The 20251-nt window shown below is 70.1% G+C and carries 19 protein-coding genes; 9 read left to right on the forward strand and 10 right to left on the reverse strand.

Annotated features, from left to right (window positions below; translation table 11 throughout):
- Position 1 precedes the first annotated feature (1 nt).
- Entirely contained in the window at positions 2-2329 is a 2328-nt protein-coding gene (locus tag J3486_RS25755) for a transglycosylase domain-containing protein (RefSeq protein ID WP_207824218.1), read from the reverse strand.
- Between the two features lie 319 nt (positions 2330-2648).
- On the opposite strand from J3486_RS25755, the gene J3486_RS25760 reads away from it, so the two are divergent.
- The 5 genes from J3486_RS25760 to J3486_RS25780 all read left to right on the forward strand — a co-directional run bounded on the left by J3486_RS25760 (position 2649) and on the right by J3486_RS25780 (position 7559).
- Entirely contained in the window at positions 2649-3578 is a 930-nt protein-coding gene (locus J3486_RS25760) for an SPFH domain-containing protein (RefSeq protein WP_207824219.1), read from the forward strand.
- A complete protein-coding gene (locus J3486_RS25765) occupies positions 3575-3808 on the forward strand; it encodes a hypothetical protein (protein ID WP_207824221.1) in 234 nt (77 codons plus the stop codon). Before J3486_RS25760 ends, J3486_RS25765 begins: the two co-directional genes overlap by 4 nt.
- Positions 3809-4018: 210 nt before the next feature.
- Positions 4019-4546 (forward strand): PadR family transcriptional regulator, encoded by a 528-nt coding sequence (locus tag J3486_RS25770; protein ID WP_207824223.1) that lies wholly within the window; start codon positions 4019-4021, stop codon positions 4544-4546.
- Positions 4543-5235 carry an ABC transporter ATP-binding protein gene (locus J3486_RS25775; protein ID WP_207824226.1) on the forward strand — a complete coding sequence of 231 codons (693 nt, stop codon included), beginning with the start codon at positions 4543-4545 and terminating at the stop codon, positions 5233-5235. Before J3486_RS25770 ends, J3486_RS25775 begins: the two co-directional genes overlap by 4 nt.
- Positions 5232-7559 carry an FtsX-like permease family protein gene (locus tag J3486_RS25780; protein ID WP_207824228.1) on the forward strand — a complete coding sequence of 776 codons (2328 nt, stop codon included), beginning with the start codon at positions 5232-5234 and terminating at the stop codon, positions 7557-7559. Before J3486_RS25775 ends, J3486_RS25780 begins: the two co-directional genes overlap by 4 nt.
- A gap of 58 nt (positions 7560-7617) precedes the next feature.
- Here the strand turns inward: J3486_RS25780 and J3486_RS25785 are convergent, their stop codons facing one another.
- From J3486_RS25785 to J3486_RS25800, 4 genes are all read right to left on the reverse strand, one after another.
- Positions 7618-8046 (reverse strand): hypothetical protein, encoded by a 429-nt coding sequence (locus J3486_RS25785; RefSeq protein WP_207824230.1) that lies wholly within the window; start codon positions 8044-8046, stop codon positions 7618-7620.
- Between the two features lie 7 nt (positions 8047-8053).
- Positions 8054-8440, reverse strand: a complete 387-nt coding sequence (locus J3486_RS25790) for a roadblock/LC7 domain-containing protein (RefSeq protein ID WP_207824240.1) — start codon at positions 8438-8440, stop codon at positions 8054-8056.
- A 102-nt stretch (positions 8441-8542) separates the two neighbouring features.
- Positions 8543-9454: a MarR family transcriptional regulator gene (locus tag J3486_RS25795; protein WP_207824242.1), complete on the reverse strand. Its 912-nt coding sequence runs from the start codon at positions 9452-9454 to the stop codon at positions 8543-8545.
- A 184-nt stretch (positions 9455-9638) separates the two neighbouring features.
- The gene (locus tag J3486_RS25800) at positions 9639-10592 is read right to left on the reverse strand and encodes a LysR substrate-binding domain-containing protein (protein ID WP_207824244.1); all 954 of its coding nucleotides are present in this window, start codon (positions 10590-10592) and stop codon (positions 9639-9641) included.
- Between the two features lie 132 nt (positions 10593-10724).
- On the opposite strand from J3486_RS25800, the gene J3486_RS25805 reads away from it, so the two are divergent.
- Positions 10725-11279: a peroxiredoxin gene (locus J3486_RS25805; RefSeq protein ID WP_055697876.1), complete on the forward strand. Its 555-nt coding sequence runs from the start codon at positions 10725-10727 to the stop codon at positions 11277-11279.
- Between the two features lie 20 nt (positions 11280-11299).
- The gene (locus J3486_RS25810; protein ID WP_207824246.1) at positions 11300-11830 is read left to right on the forward strand and encodes an alkyl hydroperoxide reductase; all 531 of its coding nucleotides are present in this window, start codon (positions 11300-11302) and stop codon (positions 11828-11830) included.
- A 112-nt stretch (positions 11831-11942) separates the two neighbouring features.
- Here J3486_RS25810 and J3486_RS25815 read toward each other — a convergent pair whose 3' ends face one another.
- The 4 genes from J3486_RS25815 to J3486_RS25830 all read right to left on the reverse strand — a co-directional run bounded on the left by J3486_RS25815 (position 11943) and on the right by J3486_RS25830 (position 17029).
- Positions 11943-13316, reverse strand: a complete 1374-nt coding sequence (locus J3486_RS25815; RefSeq protein ID WP_207824255.1) for an AI-2E family transporter — start codon at positions 13314-13316, stop codon at positions 11943-11945.
- A gap of 143 nt (positions 13317-13459) precedes the next feature.
- Positions 13460-14191 (reverse strand): transglycosylase SLT domain-containing protein, encoded by a 732-nt coding sequence (locus J3486_RS25820; RefSeq protein WP_207824263.1) that lies wholly within the window; start codon positions 14189-14191, stop codon positions 13460-13462.
- Positions 14192-14593: 402 nt separating this feature from the next.
- Positions 14594-15919: a PhoH family protein gene (locus tag J3486_RS25825; RefSeq protein WP_207824265.1), complete on the reverse strand. Its 1326-nt coding sequence runs from the start codon at positions 15917-15919 to the stop codon at positions 14594-14596.
- Positions 15920-16255: 336 nt separating this feature from the next.
- Positions 16256-17029: an isoprenyl transferase gene (locus tag J3486_RS25830; protein ID WP_207824266.1), complete on the reverse strand. Its 774-nt coding sequence runs from the start codon at positions 17027-17029 to the stop codon at positions 16256-16258.
- A gap of 109 nt (positions 17030-17138) precedes the next feature.
- Here J3486_RS25830 and mgrA point away from each other — a divergent pair, with 109 nt between their 5' ends.
- Entirely contained in the window at positions 17139-18176 is a 1038-nt protein-coding gene (gene mgrA, locus J3486_RS25835; RefSeq protein ID WP_207824268.1) for an L-glyceraldehyde 3-phosphate reductase, read from the forward strand.
- Between the two features lie 596 nt (positions 18177-18772).
- On the opposite strand, the gene J3486_RS25840 is transcribed toward mgrA, so the two are convergent.
- Positions 18773-19534 (reverse strand): methyltransferase domain-containing protein, encoded by a 762-nt coding sequence (locus J3486_RS25840; protein WP_307804937.1) that lies wholly within the window; start codon positions 19532-19534, stop codon positions 18773-18775.
- A 98-nt stretch (positions 19535-19632) separates the two neighbouring features.
- On the opposite strand from J3486_RS25840, the gene J3486_RS25845 reads away from it, so the two are divergent.
- Complete coding sequence (locus J3486_RS25845) at positions 19633-20127, forward strand: DinB family protein (RefSeq protein ID WP_207824271.1); 495 nt, start codon at positions 19633-19635, stop codon at positions 20125-20127.
- Positions 20128-20251: the final 124 nt, after the last annotated feature.

The raw sequence follows: 20251 nt of genomic DNA on the forward strand, positions 1-20251 counted from the left end.
GCTAGCCTTGGTTGCCTCTGCCGTTGCCCCCGCCGCCCGGCAGCTCGATCGTCGGCGAGTCGGTGACACCGCCGCCCGGGTCCGTCGGCTCCTCCGTCGTCGGCTCCTGCGTCGGCGGCTCGGTGGTGGGCGTCTCGGTCGGCGCCTCGGTCGTCGGCGTCTGGCTCGGCGTCGTCGGCGTCTCGCTCGGCGCCTCGGTCGTCGGCTCCTGGGACGGCGTCACCGGGGCCGTGGTGGTCGGCTCGACGCCCGCGCCCATGTCGGTGTCCAGGTCGAACTTGCTGTTCGAGCTGGTCGAGTTGAACATGTACTGCGCCCAGATCCGGGCCGGGAAGCTGCCGCCGTCGACGCGCGGCAGACCGCCGGCGCCCTTCATGGAGACCTGCTTGCCGGCATCGGCCGTCTTCTGCGCGCCCTCACCGAACAGACCCACGGACGTGACCAGGTCCGGCGTGTACCCGGTGAACCAGGCCGACTTGTTGTCGTCGGAGGTACCGGTCTTGCCCGCGACCTGCTGGCCGTCGCGCGCCGGGTTGTCACGGACCGACGTCTTCGCCGTACCGTCGTCGACCACGCCGGTCAGGACCGAGGTGACCGAGTCGGCGACGCCGCGGTCGATGACCTGGCCGCCGATCGCGTCCGGCAGCTCGGACCTGCCGTCCTGGGTACTGACCGACTTCACGATCTGCGGGGTGACCTTCTTGCCGTGGTTGTCGAGCGTCGCGTAGACACCGGCCATCTCCAGCGGGCTGGCGCCCATGGTGCCGAGCGTCTGGGCGTAGTACGGCTTGAGGTCGGCGGAGTCCATGCCGAGCTGCTTCGCCGTCTCCATGACCTTGTCCATGCCGACGTCGGCGCCCATCTGGGCGAAGACGGAGTTGATGGACTTGTTCATGGCGGTCTGCACGGTGACCTGGCCGTAGTCGTGGTCGTCCTCGTTCGGCGGGGCGAAGCCGACCTTCTTGTCGTCCAGGACGACCGGGCGCTTGCTCGTGCCGTCGTAGACGGTGCTGGCCTTGATCTGCTGCCCGGACTGGGTCGTGGCCTGGTCCTGGAGCGCGGCCGCGAGGATCAGCGGCTTGAAGGTGGAGGCGGGCTGGTAGTCGGTGCGGGTGGCGTTGTTGCTCCAGTGCTTGGACTGGCCCGCGCCGCCGTACATCGCGACGATCCTGCCGGTCTTCGGGTCGACCGAGACGGCGCCGGCCTGCACCCGGGCGTCCGCCTTGCGGGTCTTCGGTTCGAGGTTGGCGGTCAGCTGGTCCTTGACCGACTTCTCCAGCGCCTTCTGCTTCTTGGGGTCGATGTTGAGGGTGACCGTGTAGCCGCCGGCGTTGAACTGGTCCTCGGTGATGTTGAGGTCCTTGATGACCTCGGCCTTCGCCGCCTCGTAGAGGTAGCCCTCCTGGCCGGTGAAGCCGGACGCCGCCTTCGGCTCGTTCGGCTTGGGGAAGGTCATGCCCTCACGCTTGCTCGCGTCGAGCCAGTGCTTCTCGACCATGTTGTCGAGGACGTAGTTCCAGCGGGCCTTGGCGAGCTTCCTGCCGGTGTCGGTGGCGCTCGACCAGTCGTACTGGCTGGGGGCCTGGAGCAGCGCCGCGAGATACGCGCCCTGCTGCACCGTGAGCTTCGAGGCGTCCTTGCCGTAGTACGCCTGGGCGGCGGCCTGGATGCCCCAGGCGCCACGCCCGTAGTAGCTGGTGTTGATGTAGCCCGCGAGGATCTCGTCCTTGGACTTCTTCTGTTCCAGCTTGAGCGTGATGACCAGTTCCTTCAGCTTGCGCGTGACGGTCTGGTCCTGGGTCAGGTAGTAGTTCTTGACGTACTGCTGGGTGATCGTCGAACCACCCTGCTTGCCCTTGCCGGACAGGGTGTTGACCAGACCGCGGGCGGTGCCCTTCAGGTCGACGCCCGAGTCGTCGTAGAACGACTTGTTCTCGGCGGCGACGAAGGTGTGCTGGACGGGCTGGGGTATCTCCGCCAGGTCGACGATCTCGCGGTTGACGGTGCCGGTGCGGGCCATCGTCGTGCCGTCGCTGTACTTGAAGATGTTGCTCTGGAGCTTGGCCTCGCTGTTGCCGTTGGGCACGTCGATCACCATGTAGAGCACGACGAACGCGCCCATGCACAGCAGCACGAACCCGAAGATGGTGCCCAGCACCTTCTTCCAGGTGAACAGGCGGCGTATGAAGCTCCGGTCGTCCTTGCCGGCCCTCCCGCCTCTCCTCCGGTCCATGCGCCCGCTCTCGGCACGGTGACCCGTCGCCTGGGCAGGCGCCGCCCGGCGCGTGCCACCACGCTGCCGTGCTCGCCGCTCTTCCGCTCGGCCCATGACGTCCACCGCTCCGTATCTCGTCGTTCTCGGCCTGCTCCGGTGCGCGGATCATGCCGCACCGTTCTGTGAATCCGGTCAACCCCTCCGCGAGAAGGCTGAATCAGTGCATGAAGCTAACACCGCGCCTACCAGCGAATATCAGGCTTTCCGGACTTTCGGGACGTGACAATCGGCACGCACCCCACGAGAACCGACGAGTCACACCTGTGGAAGGTTGCCATGTGGAGTAAAGTGATATCACTTTGCTAGAACGGGTTCGCGCCACGCCTGACACGAACCAGCAGCTCAGCAAGGTTTCAGAGGAACGGGGACTGCCATGTCCGAGACGGACGCCACACCAGACGTACCCCAGATGCCCAGGACCGGAGTGCGCGAATTCACCGCGCACAGCATCGGCGGCGGGCTCGCCCTGCTGCTCGGCCTCGTCGGTCTGCTCGCCGCGGTCGCCATGATCGCCGTCGGCGCGGGGGTCGATTCCGACGGCGCCAAGGCCGTACTGATCGCCGTCGGCATCGTGCTCGGGATCGCCGCGGTCTTCGCCATGTCCGGGCTGAACATGGTGGCGCCGGGTGAGGCCCGCGTCGTCCAGCTCTTCGGCCGCTACCGGGGCACGATCCGCACCGACGGCCTGCGCTGGGTGAACCCGCTGACCTCGCGCACCAAGATCTCGACGCGCGTACGCAACCACGAGACCGCCGTCCTCAAGGTCAACGACGCGTACGGCAACCCGATCGAGCTCGCCGCCGTCGTGGTGTGGAAGGTCGAGGACACCGCGCAGGCGAGCTTCGAGGTCGACGACTTCCTGGAGTTCGTCTCGACGCAGACCGAGGCGGCCGTGCGGCACATCGCCATCGAGTACCCCTATGACGCACACGAGGAGGAGGGCCTCTCGCTGCGCGGCAACGCCGAGGAGATCACCGAGAAACTCGCCGTCGAACTCCACGCGCGCGTGGACGCGGCCGGCGTCCAGATCATCGAGTCCCGCTTCACGCACCTCGCGTACGCGCCCGAGATCGCCTCGGCGATGCTGCAGCGACAGCAGGCCGGCGCGGTCGTCGCCGCGCGGCGGCAGATCGTGGACGGCGCGGTCGGCATGGTCGAGGCGGCCCTCGCCCGCATCTCCGAGCAGGACATCGTCGAGCTGGACGAGGAGCGCAAGGCCGCGATGGTCTCCAACCTGCTCGTGGTGCTCTGCGGCGACCGGGCGGCGCAGCCCGTGCTGAACACCGGGACGCTCTACCAGTGACCCCGCGCCCCCGTAAGCAGGTTCTGCTGCGACTCGACCCGGCGGTGTACGACGCGCTGGCGCGGTGGGCCGGGGACGAGTTGCGCTCCGCGAACGCGCAGATCGAGTTCCTGCTCCGCCGCGCGCTCGCGGAGTCGGGGCGGTTGCCCGGTTCGGCCGGGCCGATACCCCGGCGGGGCCGGCCGCCCAAGACCTCGGAGAGGGAGGGCGGTTCGGCGGCCGACGCGTGAGTGGGGGCTAGTCGCGCAGTTCCCCGCGCCCCCGAGATGCGCACTTCGTGCGGCATCTCCTCTGCGGGGGAGGCTGCGCGTTGCGCATGCCTTCAGGGGCGCGGGGAACTGCGCGACCGGCCCCCACCGACCGTCGGCCGCCGCACCACCCCAGAAGAGATCCCGGCCCGCTATACACCCCGGGTATACACACCATGTACAGTCGCCGTCATGTCCATCGGCCACACCCTTCTCGGGCTTCTGGAAGCCGGGCCTCGCCACGGCTATGACCTGAAGCGGACCTTCGACTCGACCTTCGGGCACGACAAGCCGCTGCACTACGGGCAGGTCTACTCGACCATGTCCCGCCTCCTGAAGAACGGCCTCGTCGAGGTCGACGGGATAGAGGCGGGCGGCGGGCCCGAGCGCAAGCGGTACGCGATCACCGACGCCGGCATCACGGACGTGCAGCAGTGGCTGGCGTCCCCGGAGAAGCCGGAACCGTACCTTCAGTCGACGCTCTACACCAAGGTCGTCCTCGCGCTGCTGACCGAGCGCGACGCAGCCCAGATCCTCGACACCCAGCGCGCCGAGCACCTGCGCCTGATGCGCGCCCTGACCGAGCGCAAGCGCAAGGGCGACCTCGCCGACCAGCTCATCTGCGACCACGCCCTGTTCCACCTCGAAGCCGACCTGCGCTGGCTGGAGCTGACCGCCGCGCGCCTCGACAAGCTCGCCGCGGAGGTGCGTTCCGCATGACTCCCGCCGGTTCCCTGCTCGCCGCCACCGATCTGCACAAGGCCTACGGCCCGACGCCCGCGCTGGACGGCGCCTCCTTCTCCATCCACCCCGGTGAGGTCGTCGCCGTCATGGGCCCCTCGGGCTCGGGCAAGTCGACCCTGCTGCACTGCCTCGCCGGGATCGTCACACCGGACTCCGGCACCATCACGTACGACGGCCGCGAGCTGTCCGCGATGTCCGACGCGGAGCGCAGCGCCCTGCGCCGCGGCGAGTTCGGCTTCGTCTTCCAGTTCGGCCAGCTGGTGCCCGAGCTGACGTGCGTCGAGAACGTCGCGCTGCCGCTGCGGCTGAACGGCACCAGGCGCAAGGAGGCCGAGCGGCAGGCCGCCGGCTGGCTGGAGCGCCTGGAGGTCGACGATCTGGCCGAAAAACGCCCCGGTGAGATATCCGGCGGCCAGGGTCAGCGCGTCGCCGTGGCCCGCGCGCTGGTGACGGGCCCCCGCGTGCTCTTCGCCGACGAGCCGACCGGCGCCCTGGACTCCCTCAACGGCGAGCGCGTGATGGAGCTGCTCACGGACGCGGCCCGGTCCGCGAACGCCGCCGTCGTCCTGGTCACGCACGAGGCGCGGGTGGCCGCCTACTCCGACCGCGAGGTCGTCGTGCGCGACGGCACGTCCCGTGACATGAGCGTGGAGTTCGCCCGATGACCCGTTCGGGGTGGCTGCGCGACCTCGGCCTCGGCATGCGGTTCGCCTTCTCCGGCGGCCGCGAAGGCTGGGTCCGTACGCTGCTCACGGCGCTCGGCGTCGGCCTCGGCGTGGCGCTGCTGCTCGGGGCGGCCTCCGTGCCGACGCTGCTGCACGAGCGCGACGCGCGGGGCGACGCACGGCAGCTGGGCGTCGGTGACCTCGACGGCAGGCTGAAGAAGAGCGACCGCACGATGCTGGCCCGCTCGCTCTCCTCGGGCTACCGCGACGACACGGTCGACGGCTATCTGCTGCGCCCCGAGGGCGCCCACCCGCCGCTGCCGCCCGGCGTCGACAAGCTGCCGGGCCCCGGCGAGATGGTGGTCTCGCCCGCCCTGAAGAAGCTGCTCGACTCCCCCGACGGCACGCTGCTGAAGGAGCGCTACGACTACCGCATCGTGGGCACGATCCACGACGCGGGCCTGGAGAGCCCGTTCCACCTCTATCTCTACGCGGGCAGCGACACCCTCGCCGACAACGCCAACACGTCCCGCCTCGACCACTTCGGGGTGGACTACGGCACCGACGAGATGGACCCGATCCTGGTCGTCCTGATCGTGCTCGCCTGCATGGTCCTGCTCGTTCCCGTCGCCATCTTCATCGCGACGGCCGTACGGTTCGGCGGCGAGCGCCGCGACCGGCGGCTCGCCGCGCTGCGGCTGGTCGGCGCGGACGCCCGGATGACCCGCAGGACGGCGGCGGGCGAGGCGCTGTTCGGCACGCTGCTCGGCATCGGGTTCGGCATCGGGTTCTTCCTCGCCGGGCGGCAGCTCTTCGCCGTCGTGAAGGTCTGGCGGCTGGACGCGTTCCCCTCCGACTTCAGCCCGGTGCCGGTGCTCGGCGCGCTGATCCTGCTGGCCGTGCCGCTCGCGGCGATCGCGGTCACCGTGTTCGCACTGCGCTCGGTGACCATCGAGCCGCTGGGCGTCGTGCGCAGCGGCCGCCCGCGGGCCCGCCGGCTGTGGTGGCGGCTGCCGGTGCCGGTGTTCGGCGCGCTGCTGCTGCTCACGACGGGCGCCGGTGACACGCGGGGCCGCCTCGGAGTGGCCCGGACCGCGACCGGCATCGGGCTCGTCCTGCTCGGTCTCGTCCTGGTGCTGCCGTGGCTGGTGGAGGCGGTCGTACGGCGGCTGCGCGGCGGCCCGGTGCCGTGGCAACTGGCCGTGCGCAGGCTCCAGTTGAGCAGCAACGGCGCGAGCCGCGCGGTCGCGGGGATCACCATCGCGGTGGCGGGCGGCATCGCCCTTCAGATGTACATGTCCGGCATCGACGGCGACTTCACCCAGTCGACGGGGCAGGACCCGTCGCGGGCGCAGTTCGGCGCGTACGCCGACGCGTCGAACGGGAAGCTGGCCGAGCGGATGGTGCGCGACTTCGAGGCGACCAAGGGCGTGCGCTCGGTGATCGGCACCGTGGACACCTGGGTGACCCCGGCGGGCGCGAAGCCGGACGCGGACGGCGTCCAGCGCACCGTGACCCTCTCCGTCGGCACCTGCGCCACCCTGCGCGAACTGGCGAAGGTGCCGTCCTGCCACGACGGCGACGTCTTCCGCGTCACCGGGACCGACGACACCGTGCAGGACGCCCAGGTGACGAAGGACGCCAGGCCCGGCGCCCGCCTCGACCTCGGGGACTCCGGCGCCCTGCGGTGGACGCTGCCGAAGGACACGCGCGCGGTGAAGGCACGGCGCGACCCGGGCGGCCATCTCTTCGGTGGCATCCTCGCCACCCCGTCCGCCGTCGACATCGGGCGGGTGGACACCGCCACCACGACGGCCCAGATCCAGGTGGACCTGCGGGTGCCCGACGCCGCCGAGTACGTGCGCAACACCGGCTTCCGGCTCGACCCGGGCATGCGGATGTACGCGTACCAGGGGCTGGCCACCGACGAGGAGTACGCGCGGATCCGGCGCGGCCTGTTCACGGCGGCGGCGCTGACGATGACGCTGATCGCGGCGTCCATGCTGGTCTCGCAGATCGAGCAGCTGCGCGACCGCAGGCGGCTGTTGTCGGTGCTGGTCGCCTACGGCACCCGGCGTTCGACGCTGGCCTGGTCGGTGCTGTGGCAGACGGCGATCCCGGTCGTGCTCGGCATGACGGTGGCGGTCGGGGGCGGGCTCGTGCTCGGCCGGCTGATGCTGCGGATGGCCGGCAAACAGGTCACGGACTGGCTGGTGTTCCTGCCGCTCACGGGGGTGGGCGCGGCGGCGATCGCGGCGGTCACCCTGCTGAGCCTGCCGCCGCTGTACCGGCTGATGCGGCCGGAAGGGCTGCGCACGGAGTAGCCCGCGGGACCCGAAAGCCCCTCCGCACACTGCGCGGAGGGGCTTTTCGCGGTGCGGGTCAGAGGCTGTACTCCTTCACGACCCGGCGCACCTGGGCGATGAGCATGCCCACGTTCACCGACTTGCGGCAGATCACCACGGCGACGACGTCCTGCTGCTCGGTGAGGCGGACGAACAGGTGGGTGACGTTGTCGCTGTTGACCAGGATCTCCTGGAAGAAGTGGTTGTCGTGGGTCTGGCCGCGCCGCTCCTTCCAGACGTCCTCGATCATCAGGACGGTGCGCCCCTGGAACAGGTCGAGGGTGGCCCCCGCCAGCAGGTCGAGCACTTCGGAGGGATGGTTGTCCACGGTCTCGTACGAGAGCAGCATGCCGGTGGACATGTCGACGACACCCGCTGCCACGCAGTCGGGGGCTTCGGTACGGAGACTCTTGACCAGGCCCATGACCTGGTCGGAGAAGCTGGCGTTCATGCGCTTCGTCGCCATTCCCTCATCACACGCCTTCCGGGGTCTTCTCCGCGAGGATCGCCTCGATCCGGTCGAGGGCCGGCTGGGTCGCCGCGTGCAGCCGGTCGACGTCCAGGCCCTCGTCGCCGAGGACGACCATGAGCGCGGTGTCGCCGACCGCGTAGAAGGCGGCGCAGCCCCGGCTGCCGTACGTCACCGTCCTGCGCAGCGTGCCGCGGGAGGTGAGGTCGGCGGTGCGCCGGGCGAGGCCGAGCCCGGCGGCGGCGACGGCCGCCAGGCCCTCCTTGTCGATGGCGTCGGCGGTGTCGGCGGCGATGAGCAGCCCGTCGGCCGCGGCGACGGCCGTGTCGGTGATGCCGGTGACCTGCTCGCGCAGGCCGCGCATCTCCAGCGCGAGTGCGTTGTGATCCATGAGTCCATCCCCCCAGGTGCAGAGTGCATCTGATTGTGTGTTCCGTCGGATGCCCCTCGCCGGTCACCGCGTCCCCCGACCCGGCACCGCCGAAGGGCGGGCTCAACTCGCCTTGCTTCTCTGCGGGTTGAGGGCTTCGTTGATGCCACTGGCGCCGGGCCGGCGGCGCGGCAGGTCCGTCGGCTCCGCCGGCGCCTGCGCCTCCTCGTGCCGCGCCTCCAGCTCGGGGCGGGCCGGGGCCGGCGGCAGGGCGCGCAGCCGCGGGGCGATCCGCACGCCGGGGCGCACTCCGGGCAGGCGCGCGGGGACAGGCTTCTCGTCGCACTCCAGGAGCCCTTCGGCCAGCATCCGCGCGACCTCGACCGTGACGGCGTAGACGGCGCGTCCGGTGCGGAAGGCGAGGTCGCGGGCGGTACGGCGGCCGTCGGCGTGCAGCAGCAGTTCGCGCCGCAGCGCGGTGAGCCGGACGGCGGGCACGGCGCGGGTGCCGGGGGCCGGTCGCTCCCGGTCGGGGCCGACGCGGTACGGGAGTTCGGCGACGGCGAGCAGCCGTCGGGCCGCGTCCTGGAGCAGCAGGGCAGGGGTCTCGCCGACCGGCGACGGGGCCGCGGGTTCACCCTCGGGGGCGCGCTCGCAGCCGGTGACGACCCCGGCGACGACGGCGAACGTGGCGTCCTGCATCGCCTGAAGACACACCACGCGCAACTGCACGGCCCCGGCGTACCGGTGGGCGATCAGCCCCGCGACGGGCCAGGCCGATCCACCCGCCTCCCGGACGAGTTCGGCCCACTGCTCGTCGGTGACGCGGCCGGAGCGCAGCAGCAGCGCCTCCGGGCCCGGGGAGCCGGGACTCTCGACGGCGACGACCAGACCGTGGCGCAGATGGAGGGTGCCGCCGGGGCTGCCGCTCACCCGCACCCGGCCGGTGAACTCCTCGTGCCCGCAGGCGATCAGGGTCTGGGCCAGCAGGTCGCAGCCGGCCTGGCCGAGAGGGCCCCACCCGTCCCACCGCATGACCGCCATCACACCCCCGGCGTTTCGCACAGACGCCTGACGCGTCGCACTCAGGGGGGATGTTGTATCAGCCGGGGCGCACGTCCCCGTGGCACATTTCCTACCTGCCTCTACCTGACGCGAGTTGACGCATCCGGCGGCACAAAAGCCAGTGTCCCGGGCTGATTTGACCGGTTGTCACCCGTCAGGATTCAGCCCCGAGCACCCGTACGGGCAGCGGTTCCAGCGCCTCGCGAAGCGCCGCGGCGAGCTCCTCGTACTCGGTGGCGCGCGCGGCTCCGCCGCGCATGGCGAGGGCGATCCGGCGGGTGGGGGCGGGCTCGGCGAAGGACCCGGTGAGCAGCTGCGTGCTGCGGGCGGTCTCGACGCGCAGCGCGGTGCGGGGCAGCAGGGTGCAGCCGAGCCCGCCCGCGACGAGCTGCACGAGGGTGGAGAGCCCGGCCGCGGTCGTGGTGACGTCGACGTCGTCGCGCCCCGCCTCCCGGCAGATGTCGAGCGCCTGGTCGCGCAGGCAGTGCCCCTCGTCGAGCAGCAGCAGGTTCAGCTCGCGCAGCGCCTCGCGCGGGATGCCCTCGCGGCCACCGAGCCAGTGATCGAGCGGGGTGACCAGCAGGAAGTCCTCGTCGAACAAAGGGAGTTCGGTGACGCCCGGCACCCCGAGCGGCACCGCGAGCAGCAGCAGGTCGAGCCGCCCCGCGCCGAGCCCCTCGATGAGCGAGGAGGTCTGCTCCTCGTGCACCTGCAGATCCAGCTCCGGGTACCGGTCGTGGACGAGGCGCAGCACGGTCGGCAGCAGATACGGCGCGACGGTCGGGATCACGCCGAGCCGCAGCGCCCCGGTGAACGGCGCCCGCACCGCCTCGGCGTCCTCCATCAGCGCCCCGACCTCGTCGAGCACGGCGCGCGCCCGCACCGCGATCCGCTCCCCGGCGGGCGAGAGCAGCACTTTTCTCGTCGTACGCTCGACCAGGGTGACCCCCAGTGCCTCCTCCAGGGCCGAGACGGCCCCCGACAGCGCGGGCTGGCTCATCCCGATCGCGGCGGCGGCATCCCGGAAGTGCAGATGCTCCGCGACCGCGGCGAACGCCCTCAACTGCGCCAGGCTCGGCTGCTTGCGCTTCCCGTTCTGCACGGCCACTGATAGCCACCTCCGATCAACACGACCGAGTCTAGCTATTTCCGTAATCAATGCACTCTGTGCCACGATCATGCGTAGTCCAACCCATGGAAAAGTCCCCAAAAGGGACGTTTCTATCTGCTAGGAGTACGTGTGCTCACTGTCGGTGACAAGTTCCCCGAGTTCGACCTGACTGCCTGTGTCTCGCTGGAGAAGGGCAAGGAGTTCGAGCAGATCAACCACAAGACCTACGAGGGCAAGTGGAAGATCGTCTTCGCATGGCCCAAGGACTTCACCTTCGTGTGCCCGACCGAGATCGCCGCCTTCGGCAAGCTGAACGACGAGTTCGCCGACCGTGACGCCCAGATCCTCGGCTTCTCCGGTGACTCCGAGTTCGTGCACCACGCCTGGCGCAAGGACCACCCGGACCTGACCGACCTGCCCTTCCCGATGCTGGCCGACTCGAAGCACGAGCTCATGCGTGACCTCGGCATCGAGGGCGAGGACGGCTTCGCGCAGCGCGCCGTCTTCATCGTCGACCAGAACAACGAGATCCAGTTCACGATGGTGACCGCCGGCTCCGTCGGCCGTAACCCCAAGGAGGTCCTGCGGGTCCTCGACGCTCTCCAGACGGACGAGCTGTGCCCGTGCAACTGGAGCAAGGGCGACGAGACCCTGGACCCGGTCGCGCTGCTCTCCGGCGAGTGAACCGAACGGACTGATCTGACATGGCACTCGACGAACTGAAGTCCGCCATACCGGACTACGCCAAGGACCTGAAGCTCAACCTGGGTTCGGTCATCGGCAACTCGGACCTGCCGGCGCAGCAGCTGTGGGGCACGGTCCTGGCGACCGCCATCGCCGCCCGCTCGCCGCGCGTGCTGAGCGAGCTGGCCCCGGAGGCGGAGGCGAACCTCTCCCCCGAGGCGTTCAAGGCGGCCAAGTCGGCTGCCGCGATCATGTCGATGAACAACGTCTTCTACCGCACGCGTCATCTGCTCTCGGACGACGAGTACGGGACGATGCGCGCGGGTCTGCGGATGAACGTCATCGGCAACCCCGGCGTCGACAAGGTCGACTTCGAGCTGTGGTCGTTCGCGGTCTCCGCGATCAACGGCTGCGGGATGTGCCTCGACTCGCACGAGCAGGTGCTCCGCAAGGCGGGCGTCGACCGTGACGTGATCCAGGAGGCGTTCAAGATCGCCTCGGTGATCCAGGCGGTCGCGGTCACCCTCGACGCGGAAGCCGTCCTGGCGTAACCGGGTCCATGCGGCCGGGCCCCGATGCAGATGCATCGGGGCCCGGCCTTTTTGGGTGCGTGGGCGGGTGCGGCGCCGTCGTGGCCGGCCGCGCAGTTCCCCGCGCCCCTGCCTACTCCTGCGACGACGGATCCACCGGAGCGACCGAGACGGCTGTCGCGCCCCGTGGTGGCGGGGACTGCCGCAGCGCCGCCTCCTGGGACCAGCTCCGGAGGTAGCCGACCACCGTGTTGGTGACGGCCACCAGAGGCACGGCGACGACGGCGCCCCCGATCCCGGACACCATGCTCCCCGTCGCCACGGCGAGCACCACGGCCAGCGGATGCACCCGCACCGCCCGGCCGAGGATGAACGGCTGCAGGATGTGGCCCTCGATCTGCTGCACGGCCAGAACCACGGCCAGGGTCATCACGGCCGTGAACACGCCCTGCGTGACCAGCGCGACCACCACCGCCAGCGCCCCGGACACCACCGCGCCGACGAGCGGGATGAACGCGAACAGGAAGATGAAGACGGCGAGCGGCACCGCCATCGGCACCCCGAGGAAGAAGATGCCGAGGCCGATGAAGATGGCGTCGATCAGAGCCACTATCACCGTGCCGCGGACGTACGCCGTCAGCGTGCGCCAGGCCCGCGGACCCGCGCCCGCGATGCCCGGACGGGCCTGCGCCGGGACGAGCTTGAGCGTCCAGTCCCAGATGCGCCGGCCGTCGTAGAGCAGGAACAGCGTCGAGAACATCGTGAGCAGGATGCCCGTCATCGCCTCGACGATGACGGTGACGCCTTCGAGACCCGCCGTCGTGATCTCGTTCGTGTTCGCCCCGACGGCGTCGCGCAGCTGCTTCGCGATCTCGTTGATCTGGTTGTCGGTGACGTGGAAGGGGCTGTTGAGGAGCCACTTGCGCAACTCGTCGATGCCGTCCTGGACCTGGTCGGAGAGGTTGTCGATGTTCTCCTGGACCTGCCAGACCACGAACCAGCCGACGAGTCCCATGATCACGAAGCCGAGGATCGCGGTGAGCGCGGTGGCGAGCCCTCGCGGTACGCCGTGCCGGCGCAGCCGGGCCACCGTCGGCTGCAGCAGCGCCGTGATGAGCAGCGCCGCGACGAACGCGAACACCACCAGCTGTACGGAGCTGATGACCTTCATCAGCACCCAGAGGGCGCCCGCGAGGATCAGCAGCCGCCAGCCCGCCTCGGCGGCGACCCGCAGCCCCCACGGCACGGCGGCGACGGGTTCCGGCCGGGGCGCTATGGCCGGGGCGTACGTCGGCGGCGCGGGCACCTGGTCGTGCGGCTGCTCGCCCGACGCCCCTTCAGCTTCCTTGTCTGGGGCGGCGGACGGTGCGGGCCGGCCGGGCAGCGGCGGGCCCGGCGCGTCGCCGTCCTCGTCCCGCTCGGCCTCGGCCCTGCGCTCGTCGAGGCGCTCGCCGACCTTGCTGATCCCGGCGCCGACTCGGCCGAGCCAGCCTGGAACTCGCGACATGATCCGTCCTCTGATTTCCCCCGCAGGGGTCCCCGTGCGCACCCTTCACTCCCCCGGGAGCACCTGTGGCACCGACCGTACATGGCGAAAGCCCCTCACCGTAGGACGGTGAGGGGCTTCCGAAGGTTGAACGCGGCCGCGCCCTAGTACCAGCTGTTGGCCTGCCAGAACGACCACGCTTCGCAGGGGCTGCCGTAGCGGGAGTTCATGTAGTTCAGGCCCCACTTGATCTGGGTGGCCGGGTTGGTCTGCCAGTCCGCGCCCGCGGTGGAGTACTTGGAGGCGGGCAGTGCCTGGAAGAGACCGTAGGCACCGGAGGAGGCGTTGACGGCCTTGTAGTTCCAGCTGGACTCGTGGTCCACGATGTTGCTGAAGCACTGGAACTGACCGGACGGCACCATCTGGCGCGCCATCGCCTGGATCTGGGCGACGGAGTACGACGACTGCGTGGCGAAGCTGGAGGCGTCGCGGGTCTCGGAGCGGCTGGCGGCCTCCTTCTTGGCCTCCTCGCGCTCCTTGGCCTCCTTCTCGGCCTTCTCCTTGGCCGCCTGCGCGTCCTGCTGCTTGGCGATCGCGTCCTCGGCGGCCTTCTTACGGGCTGCCTCCTCCGCGGTCTTCTGCGCAGCGTTGTCCGCGGCGATGGCCTGCGTCTGAGCCTGCTGCTCAAGTGACGAGGTCTGCACCTGGGCCTGCTGGCCCGCGGGTATGTCGGCGAGGAGGGTCGCGTCGCTCGCCGTGGCTTCAGCCTCGTTGGAGGGCTGAGCGGTGCTGCCCGAGGCAACACCCACGACGGCGCCGACAGTGGTGACCGCGGTGGCCGAGGCCACTGCGAATCCCCGGACCGAAATCCGGCTCACACGGTTTCCTTCCAGCATCGCCCGCTCTGGTGTGACCCCTCGCGGACGCAATCGTGCCCCTGACGCTGGCCTCCCAACTGACGGGTCACGGGAGGCACGGGCCCGGTGGGCAACTCCCTTGCGGGGAGCGCCGCGTGGTGCTCGGGCGGCATACGACGGCCGTTATGGAGTTCAAGGTGCAGCTGGTGCTGCGGTGGTGCTGTACCGCTGGGGGTACACAAGTGCCGTATGCGGGGCCTGACAGGACCGTGACTCTGCCGTACTCGGACGCCGCAAGGCAATTCTGTGTTGCGTGGGAAACGTCACACCCCGTTTGGCCCTTGGGATTTCAGGAAACCAGCACACGCCGAGGCGCCGCCCGGCTAGGCTCTTTCGCCTTGCTGGACGGCGCCAACTGTCGCGTAACGGGCCCTTAGTGGACTAAATCTGACCGTCTTCGAGCATTTCGGTCACCAGCGCCGCGATCTGCGACCTCTCCGAGCGCGTCAGCGTGACGTGCGCGAAGAGCGGGTGCCCCTTCAGCTTCTCGACGACGGCGACGACCCCGTCGTACCGCCCGACCCTGAGGTTGTCGCGCTGGGCGACGTCATGGGTCAGGACGACACGCGAATTCGCCCCGATCCTGGACAGAACGGTCAACAGAACGTTCCGCTCCAGCGATTGGGCCTCGTCCACGATCACGAACGCGTCGTGCAGCGAGCGCCCGCGGATGTGGGTGAGCGGCAGGACTTCCAGCATCCCGCGCGCCGTGACCTCCTCGATGACCTCGCGCGAGGTGACGGCGGAGAGCGTGTCGAAGACCGCCTGCGCCCACGGCCCCATCTTCTCGGCCTCGGTGCCGGGCAGATAGCCGAGCTCCTGGCCGCCGACCGCGTACAGCGGACGGAAGACCATCACCTTCTGGTGCTGGCGCCGCTCCAGGACCGCCTCCAGGCCCGCGCAGAGCGCGAGCGCGGACTTGCCGGTGCCGGCCCTGCCGCCCATCGAGATGATGCCGACGTCCGGGTCGAGGAGCAGGTCGAGGGCGATGCGCTGCTCGGCGCTGCGCCCCTTGAGGCCGAACGCCTCCCGGTCGCCGCGCACCAGGCGGACGTTGCCCTCCGGCGTGATGCGGCCGAGGGCCTTGCCGCGCTCGGAGTGGATCGTCAGGCCTGTGTGCACGGGCAGGTCCGCGGCCTCGGGGACGTAGACCGTCTCCTCCTCGAAGAGCAGGTCCACCTGCTCGGCGGGGAGCGACAGTTCGGACATTCCGGTCCAGCCGGAGTCCGTGATGGCGAGTTCGGCGCGGTACTCCTCCGCGAGGAGGCCGACCGACGACGCCTTGATCCTGAGCGGCAGGTCCTTCGACACGACCGTGACGTCGAACCCCTCGGCCTGCAGATTGCGGGCCACGGCCAGGATCCGTGAGTCGTTGTCCCCCAGGCGGTAACCCGAGGGCAGGACGCTGGGGTCGGAGTGGTTGAGCTCGACGCGCAGCGTGCCGCCCAGTTCCCCGGTGGGGATCGGGGCATCCAGGCGACCGTGCCGGATGCGGTAGTCGTCCAGCAGGCGCAGGGCCTGCCGGGCGAAGTACCCCAGCTCCGGATGGTGCCGCTTGGCCTCCAACTCCGTGACCACGACGACAGGAAGCACGACTTCGTGCTCGTCGAACCGGGTCATGGCGTTGGGATCGGCCAGCAGGACGCTGGTGTCGAGAACATAGGTGCGCCGGTCAGGCTTGGGAAGGCGCTTGTTGCTGGTCACCACGGAAGGACGTACCCCCTCGGATGAGGTCGGGGAGCGACGGAGGGATAACTGGGCCGGGTGGGCGGTGGAGAGCCGCCGGTCAACGGCCGCGCTGCACGGGCCGAGAGCCGGCCCTCCAAGTCGTCATCCGCACGGACAGTCGCGCGGTCGTCCTGGTGCAAAGGGCCTCCCGGGCGGGCGGCCCCGTGCCACCCGCTGAGATGCGGTGTCCTTGGTGCGGACACCGACCTGGAAGGCTTATTCCCTCGAACACGCGCAGCCATGCCACGGCATATGACGGCGCGTGCGTTAACTCCTGGTGACGTAAGTCCCTGGTGACCGCGGGGTGACCGCTCGTCAGCCGCCGAAGCGGCGGTGGCGGGCCGCGTAGTCGCGCAGCGCCCGCAGGAAGTCGACCTTGCGGAAGGCCGGCCAGAAGACCTCACAGAAGTAGTACTCGGAGTGCGCCGTCTGCCAGAGCATGAAGCCGGACAGGCGCTGCTCGCCGCTGGTGCGGATGACCAGGTCGGGGTCGGGCTGCGCGCTCGTGTAGAGGTGCTTGCCGATCAGGTCGACGGAGACGGCGTCGGCCAGCTCCTCGATCGACTGGCCCTTCTCCCCCGCGTCGAGCACCATCGAGCGGACGGCGTCGGCGATCTCCTGGCGGCCGCCGTAGCCGATCGCCACGTTGACCAGTATTCCGTCGCGGTGGGCGGTGGCCTCCTCGGCCTCCTTGAGCACGGTCTGCATGCCCGACGGGAGGATGTCGGTGGCGCCCACGTGGTGCACGCGCCAGCGGCCGTCGGCGGCCAGCGAGCGGACGGTGTCCTCGATGATGCCGAGCAGCGGGCCCAGTTCCTCCTGGGGCCGGTCGAAGTTGTCCGTCGACAGCAGCCACAGCGTGACGACCTCGACGTCCGTCTCGGCGCACCAGCCGAGGAACTCCTCGATCTTGTCGGCGCCCGCCTGATGCCCCTGGGCGGTGGTGGATCCGGCGGCCTTCGCCCAGCGGCGGTTGCCGTCCATGATGACGCCGATGTGCTTGGGCACCTGGTCGTGGTCCAGGTGGCCCTCGACCCGGCGTGCGTACAGCCTGACCAGCAGGCTGCGCAGCCCGTCGCGCAGGTTCACGGTCTTTTTGCCCCTCCGTGCAGACGGCAGTCCCCGAGGGCGAAAGCCTACAACCGCAAAGGCGGGTGGGAACTGTGGGGTGTCAGTGGACTGACGTAGCTTCGTACCCATGAACGACACCTCTCCCTACGTCGCGTCGGGCGACCGCTACGACTCCATGGAGTACCGGCGCACCGGCCGCAGCGGGCTGAAGCTGCCCGCGATCTCGCTCGGCCTGTGGCACAACTTCGGCGACGACCGCACCCTCGACTCCCAGCGCGCGATCCTGCGCCGCGCGTTCGACCTGGGCGTCACCCACTTCGACCTGGCGAACAACTACGGCCCGCCGCCCGGTTCGGCGGAGCTCAACTTCGGCAAGATCTTCGCGCAGGACTTCGCCCGTTACCGGGACGAGCTGATCCTCTCGACGAAGGCGGGCTACCTGATGCACCCCGGCCCGTACGGGGAGTGGGGCAGCCGCAAGTACCTGATGTCGTCGCTGGACGCCTCGCTCAAGCGGATGGGCGTGGACTACGTCGACATCTTCTACTCGCACCGCTTCGACCCGGAGACTCCCCTCGAGGAGACGATGGGAGCGCTCGCATCGGCGGTGCAGCAGGGCAAGGCGCTGTACGTCGGCGTCTCCTCGTACACCAGCGAGCAGACGGCCGAGGCCGCGCGCCTGCTGAAGGAGATGGGCGTCCCGGCCCTCATCCACCAGCCGTCCTACTCGATGATCAACCGCTGGACGGAGGACGACGGCCTGCTCGACACCCTGGAGGCGGCAGGCATGGGCTGCATCTCCTTCGTGCCGCTCGCCCAGGGCCTGCTGACGGGCAAGTACCTGAAGGGCATCCCGGAGGGCTCGCGCGCCACCCAGGGCAAGTCCCTCGACCCGGACCTGCTGAGCGACGAGGTGCTGCGCCGGCTGAACGGCCTGAACGACATCGCTCAGCGCCGCGGCCAGTCCCTCGCGCAGCTCGCGCTGAACTGGGTGCTGCGGGACGAGCGGATGACGTCCGCCCTGATCGGGGCGTCCAGCGTGCGCCAGCTGGAGGAGAACGTGGCGGCGCTGGCCGGTGCGAAGCTGACGGACGAGGAGCTGACCGAAATCGACTCGTTCGCGGTCTCCACGCCCGGGACGAACATCTGGGCCGGCCGCAGCTGATCCGAGCCGAACCGGCACGGCGGTGACGGGCCCCTGAGCGGGGCTTGTCACGTCCAGTTGTACGGACATGAGCGGGCACAAAAAACGGGCCGGTCCGTGGGGGGGAGACGGACCGGCCCGAGGGGGGGTTTCCACCATAACCCTTCGTAAGTGCGGATGCGTGCATCGGCGTGCCACAACTACTCTCCGGAGTCGGGCGACGACGGGCAGAGGTAGCTTTCCGGCCGCTCCACAGCGTGCTCACAGGCGCCTCTGGCCCCGTCTTCACGGGGGCGCCGCCGGGGGTTCGACGTCCCCCTCGCGTGTCACGCACGAGGTTGACGCCGCCGCGGCCCGCGGGAGCGGCGCCGCAGATATGGCGCATTCGGGTCGCGCGGGTGTCCCGCGCACCGCAGTTCACCGGGGAACGAGGGCATGCGGCACCGCGCAGCCCCCTCCACCGCGCGGTACCGCCGCGCAGCTTTGCTCACGCGAATTGCCGTTGGTACGAACTTACGTGAGGTTTACGTGGCGATCGAGTGCGTATCGATAACGATGCGGAATCGAATGCTCCGCGGCAACGGTTTCGTCTGCCCTGTGCTGATCGCGCCCGCCGACTACGCCTTGCGGGCCTCGATCAGATGGCGGGAGCTGTGGGCCACGAAGGGGCCTTCCTGCTCGATACGGGCGTGCAGGGCGCGGAGTTGCGGCTCGTACGCCTCCACCGTGAAGCCCGGGACCATCCAGATCACCTTGCGCAGGAAGTGGACGACGGCCCCGATGTCGTAGAACTCGACGCGCAGCCGCTCGGCGCGCAGGTCCACGACCTCCAGGCCGGCGGCCCGGGCCTCCTCGGCCTCCCGCTGCGGGTCACGGGCGCGGCGGCCCGCCTCGGGCTGCGAGCCCAGGAAGTACTCGACGAGCTCGAACACGCTGCTGGGGCCGACATGTTGGGCGAAATAGGCACCGCCGGGGCGCAGCACGCGGGCGATCTCGTCGAAGTGCGCCTTCACCGGATGGCGGGCGGTGACCAGTTCGAAAGTGGCGTCCGCGAAGGGCAACGGGGCGTCGTCGGGGGACGCGACGACGACCACACCGCGCGGGGCGAGGCGGCGGGACGCCTTCGCCACGTTCGGCGGCCAGCCCTCCGTCGCGGCCATCAGACGCGGCAGCCTCGGCGCCAGATCGAGCACCTCGCCGCCGCCCGTGTGCAGGTCGAGGGCGGCGTCCACGGCGGCGAGGCGCTCCCCCATCAGGCGGGCGTACCCCCAGGAGGGGCGCTCCTCGGTGGCGCGCCCCTCGAACCAGGAGAAGTCCCAGCCGTCCGTGGGCGCGGCGACCGCTTCGGCGACGAGTTCTGCGTAGTCCCTGCTGCTCATGCCCTGCATCGTCGCAGGAGGCGTAAGCGCTCTCATCTTCTTTTGTCACCGGGCGCTGCTACGTTCTGCGGACGGTTCATGCACACGGGGAGGCAAGCATGAGGCACGTACCGTACGAGGGCGGGGAGAGGGAAAGCCTTTTCGCCGCGCTCGACCGGCACCGGGACGGTGTCGTGTGGAAGCTGGAAGGACTCACCGAGGAGCAGGCGCGACGGCCGATGACGCCGTCGGGGACCAGCCTGCTGGGGCTCGTGAAGCATCTGGCCTCGGTCGAGTACGGCTGGTTCTGCACCACGTTCGGGCGGGAGAGCGAGCCGTTCTGGTTCGACCCCTTCAAGGGCGAGGACATCGTGGCGGCCGACGACGAGACGGTCGAGGACCTGCTCGCCTTCTACGCGCGGGCGCGCGCCGCCGCCGACCGGGCGATCGCCGAGATCCCGCTGGAGACGACGGGCACGGCGTGGGACGGCCGGACGGTCTCGATGCGCTGGGTCCTCGTGCACATGCTGGAGGAGACCACCCGGCATCTGGGCCACATGGACATCCTGCGCGAGCAGCTCGACGGCGCGACCGGATACCTGCCGGAGCAGTGACCCCGGCCGCCGTCGGGGGCCTCCCCCAAGGGTGTCCGGGGGTTGTCCACAGGGGTCTCTCAGGGGCTGGCCCTCTTCCCCGGACCCCGGGTGGCGCACATACCCTTGTCACACCCCCGCCGCA

This window comes from Streptomyces sp. VRA16 Mangrove soil, from assembly GCF_017377775.1.
Lineage (GTDB): Bacteria > Actinomycetota > Actinomycetes > Streptomycetales > Streptomycetaceae > Streptomyces.

Bases quoted from the DNA above. Each gene is read 5' to 3' on its own strand.
- J3486_RS25755 (WP_207824218.1), bottom strand. From the start codon at position 2,329: ATGGGCCGAGCGGAAGAGCGGCGAGCACGGCAGCGTGGTGGCACGCGC.
- J3486_RS25760 (WP_207824219.1), top strand. From the start codon at position 2,649: ATGTCCGAGACGGACGCCACACCAGACGTACCCCAGATGCCCAGGACC.
- J3486_RS25770 (WP_207824223.1), top strand. From the start codon at position 4,019: ATGTCCATCGGCCACACCCTTCTCGGGCTTCTGGAAGCCGGGCCTCGC.
- J3486_RS25775 (WP_207824226.1), top strand. From the start codon at position 4,543: ATGACTCCCGCCGGTTCCCTGCTCGCCGCCACCGATCTGCACAAGGCC.
- J3486_RS25780 (WP_207824228.1), top strand. From the start codon at position 5,232: ATGACCCGTTCGGGGTGGCTGCGCGACCTCGGCCTCGGCATGCGGTTC.
- J3486_RS25785 (WP_207824230.1), bottom strand. From the start codon at position 8,046: ATGGCGACGAAGCGCATGAACGCCAGCTTCTCCGACCAGGTCATGGGC.
- J3486_RS25790 (WP_207824240.1), bottom strand. From the start codon at position 8,440: ATGGATCACAACGCACTCGCGCTGGAGATGCGCGGCCTGCGCGAGCAG.
- J3486_RS25795 (WP_207824242.1), bottom strand. From the start codon at position 9,454: ATGCGGTGGGACGGGTGGGGCCCTCTCGGCCAGGCCGGCTGCGACCTG.
- J3486_RS25810 (WP_207824246.1), top strand. From the start codon at position 11,300: ATGGCACTCGACGAACTGAAGTCCGCCATACCGGACTACGCCAAGGAC.
- J3486_RS25815 (WP_207824255.1), bottom strand. From the start codon at position 13,316: ATGTCGCGAGTTCCAGGCTGGCTCGGCCGAGTCGGCGCCGGGATCAGC.
- J3486_RS25820 (WP_207824263.1), bottom strand. From the start codon at position 14,191: ATGCTGGAAGGAAACCGTGTGAGCCGGATTTCGGTCCGGGGATTCGCA.
- mgrA (WP_207824268.1), top strand. From the start codon at position 17,139: ATGAACGACACCTCTCCCTACGTCGCGTCGGGCGACCGCTACGACTCC.
- J3486_RS25840 (WP_307804937.1), bottom strand. From the start codon at position 19,534: ATGAGCAGCAGGGACTACGCAGAACTCGTCGCCGAAGCGGTCGCCGCG.
- J3486_RS25845 (WP_207824271.1), top strand. From the start codon at position 19,633: ATGAGGCACGTACCGTACGAGGGCGGGGAGAGGGAAAGCCTTTTCGCC.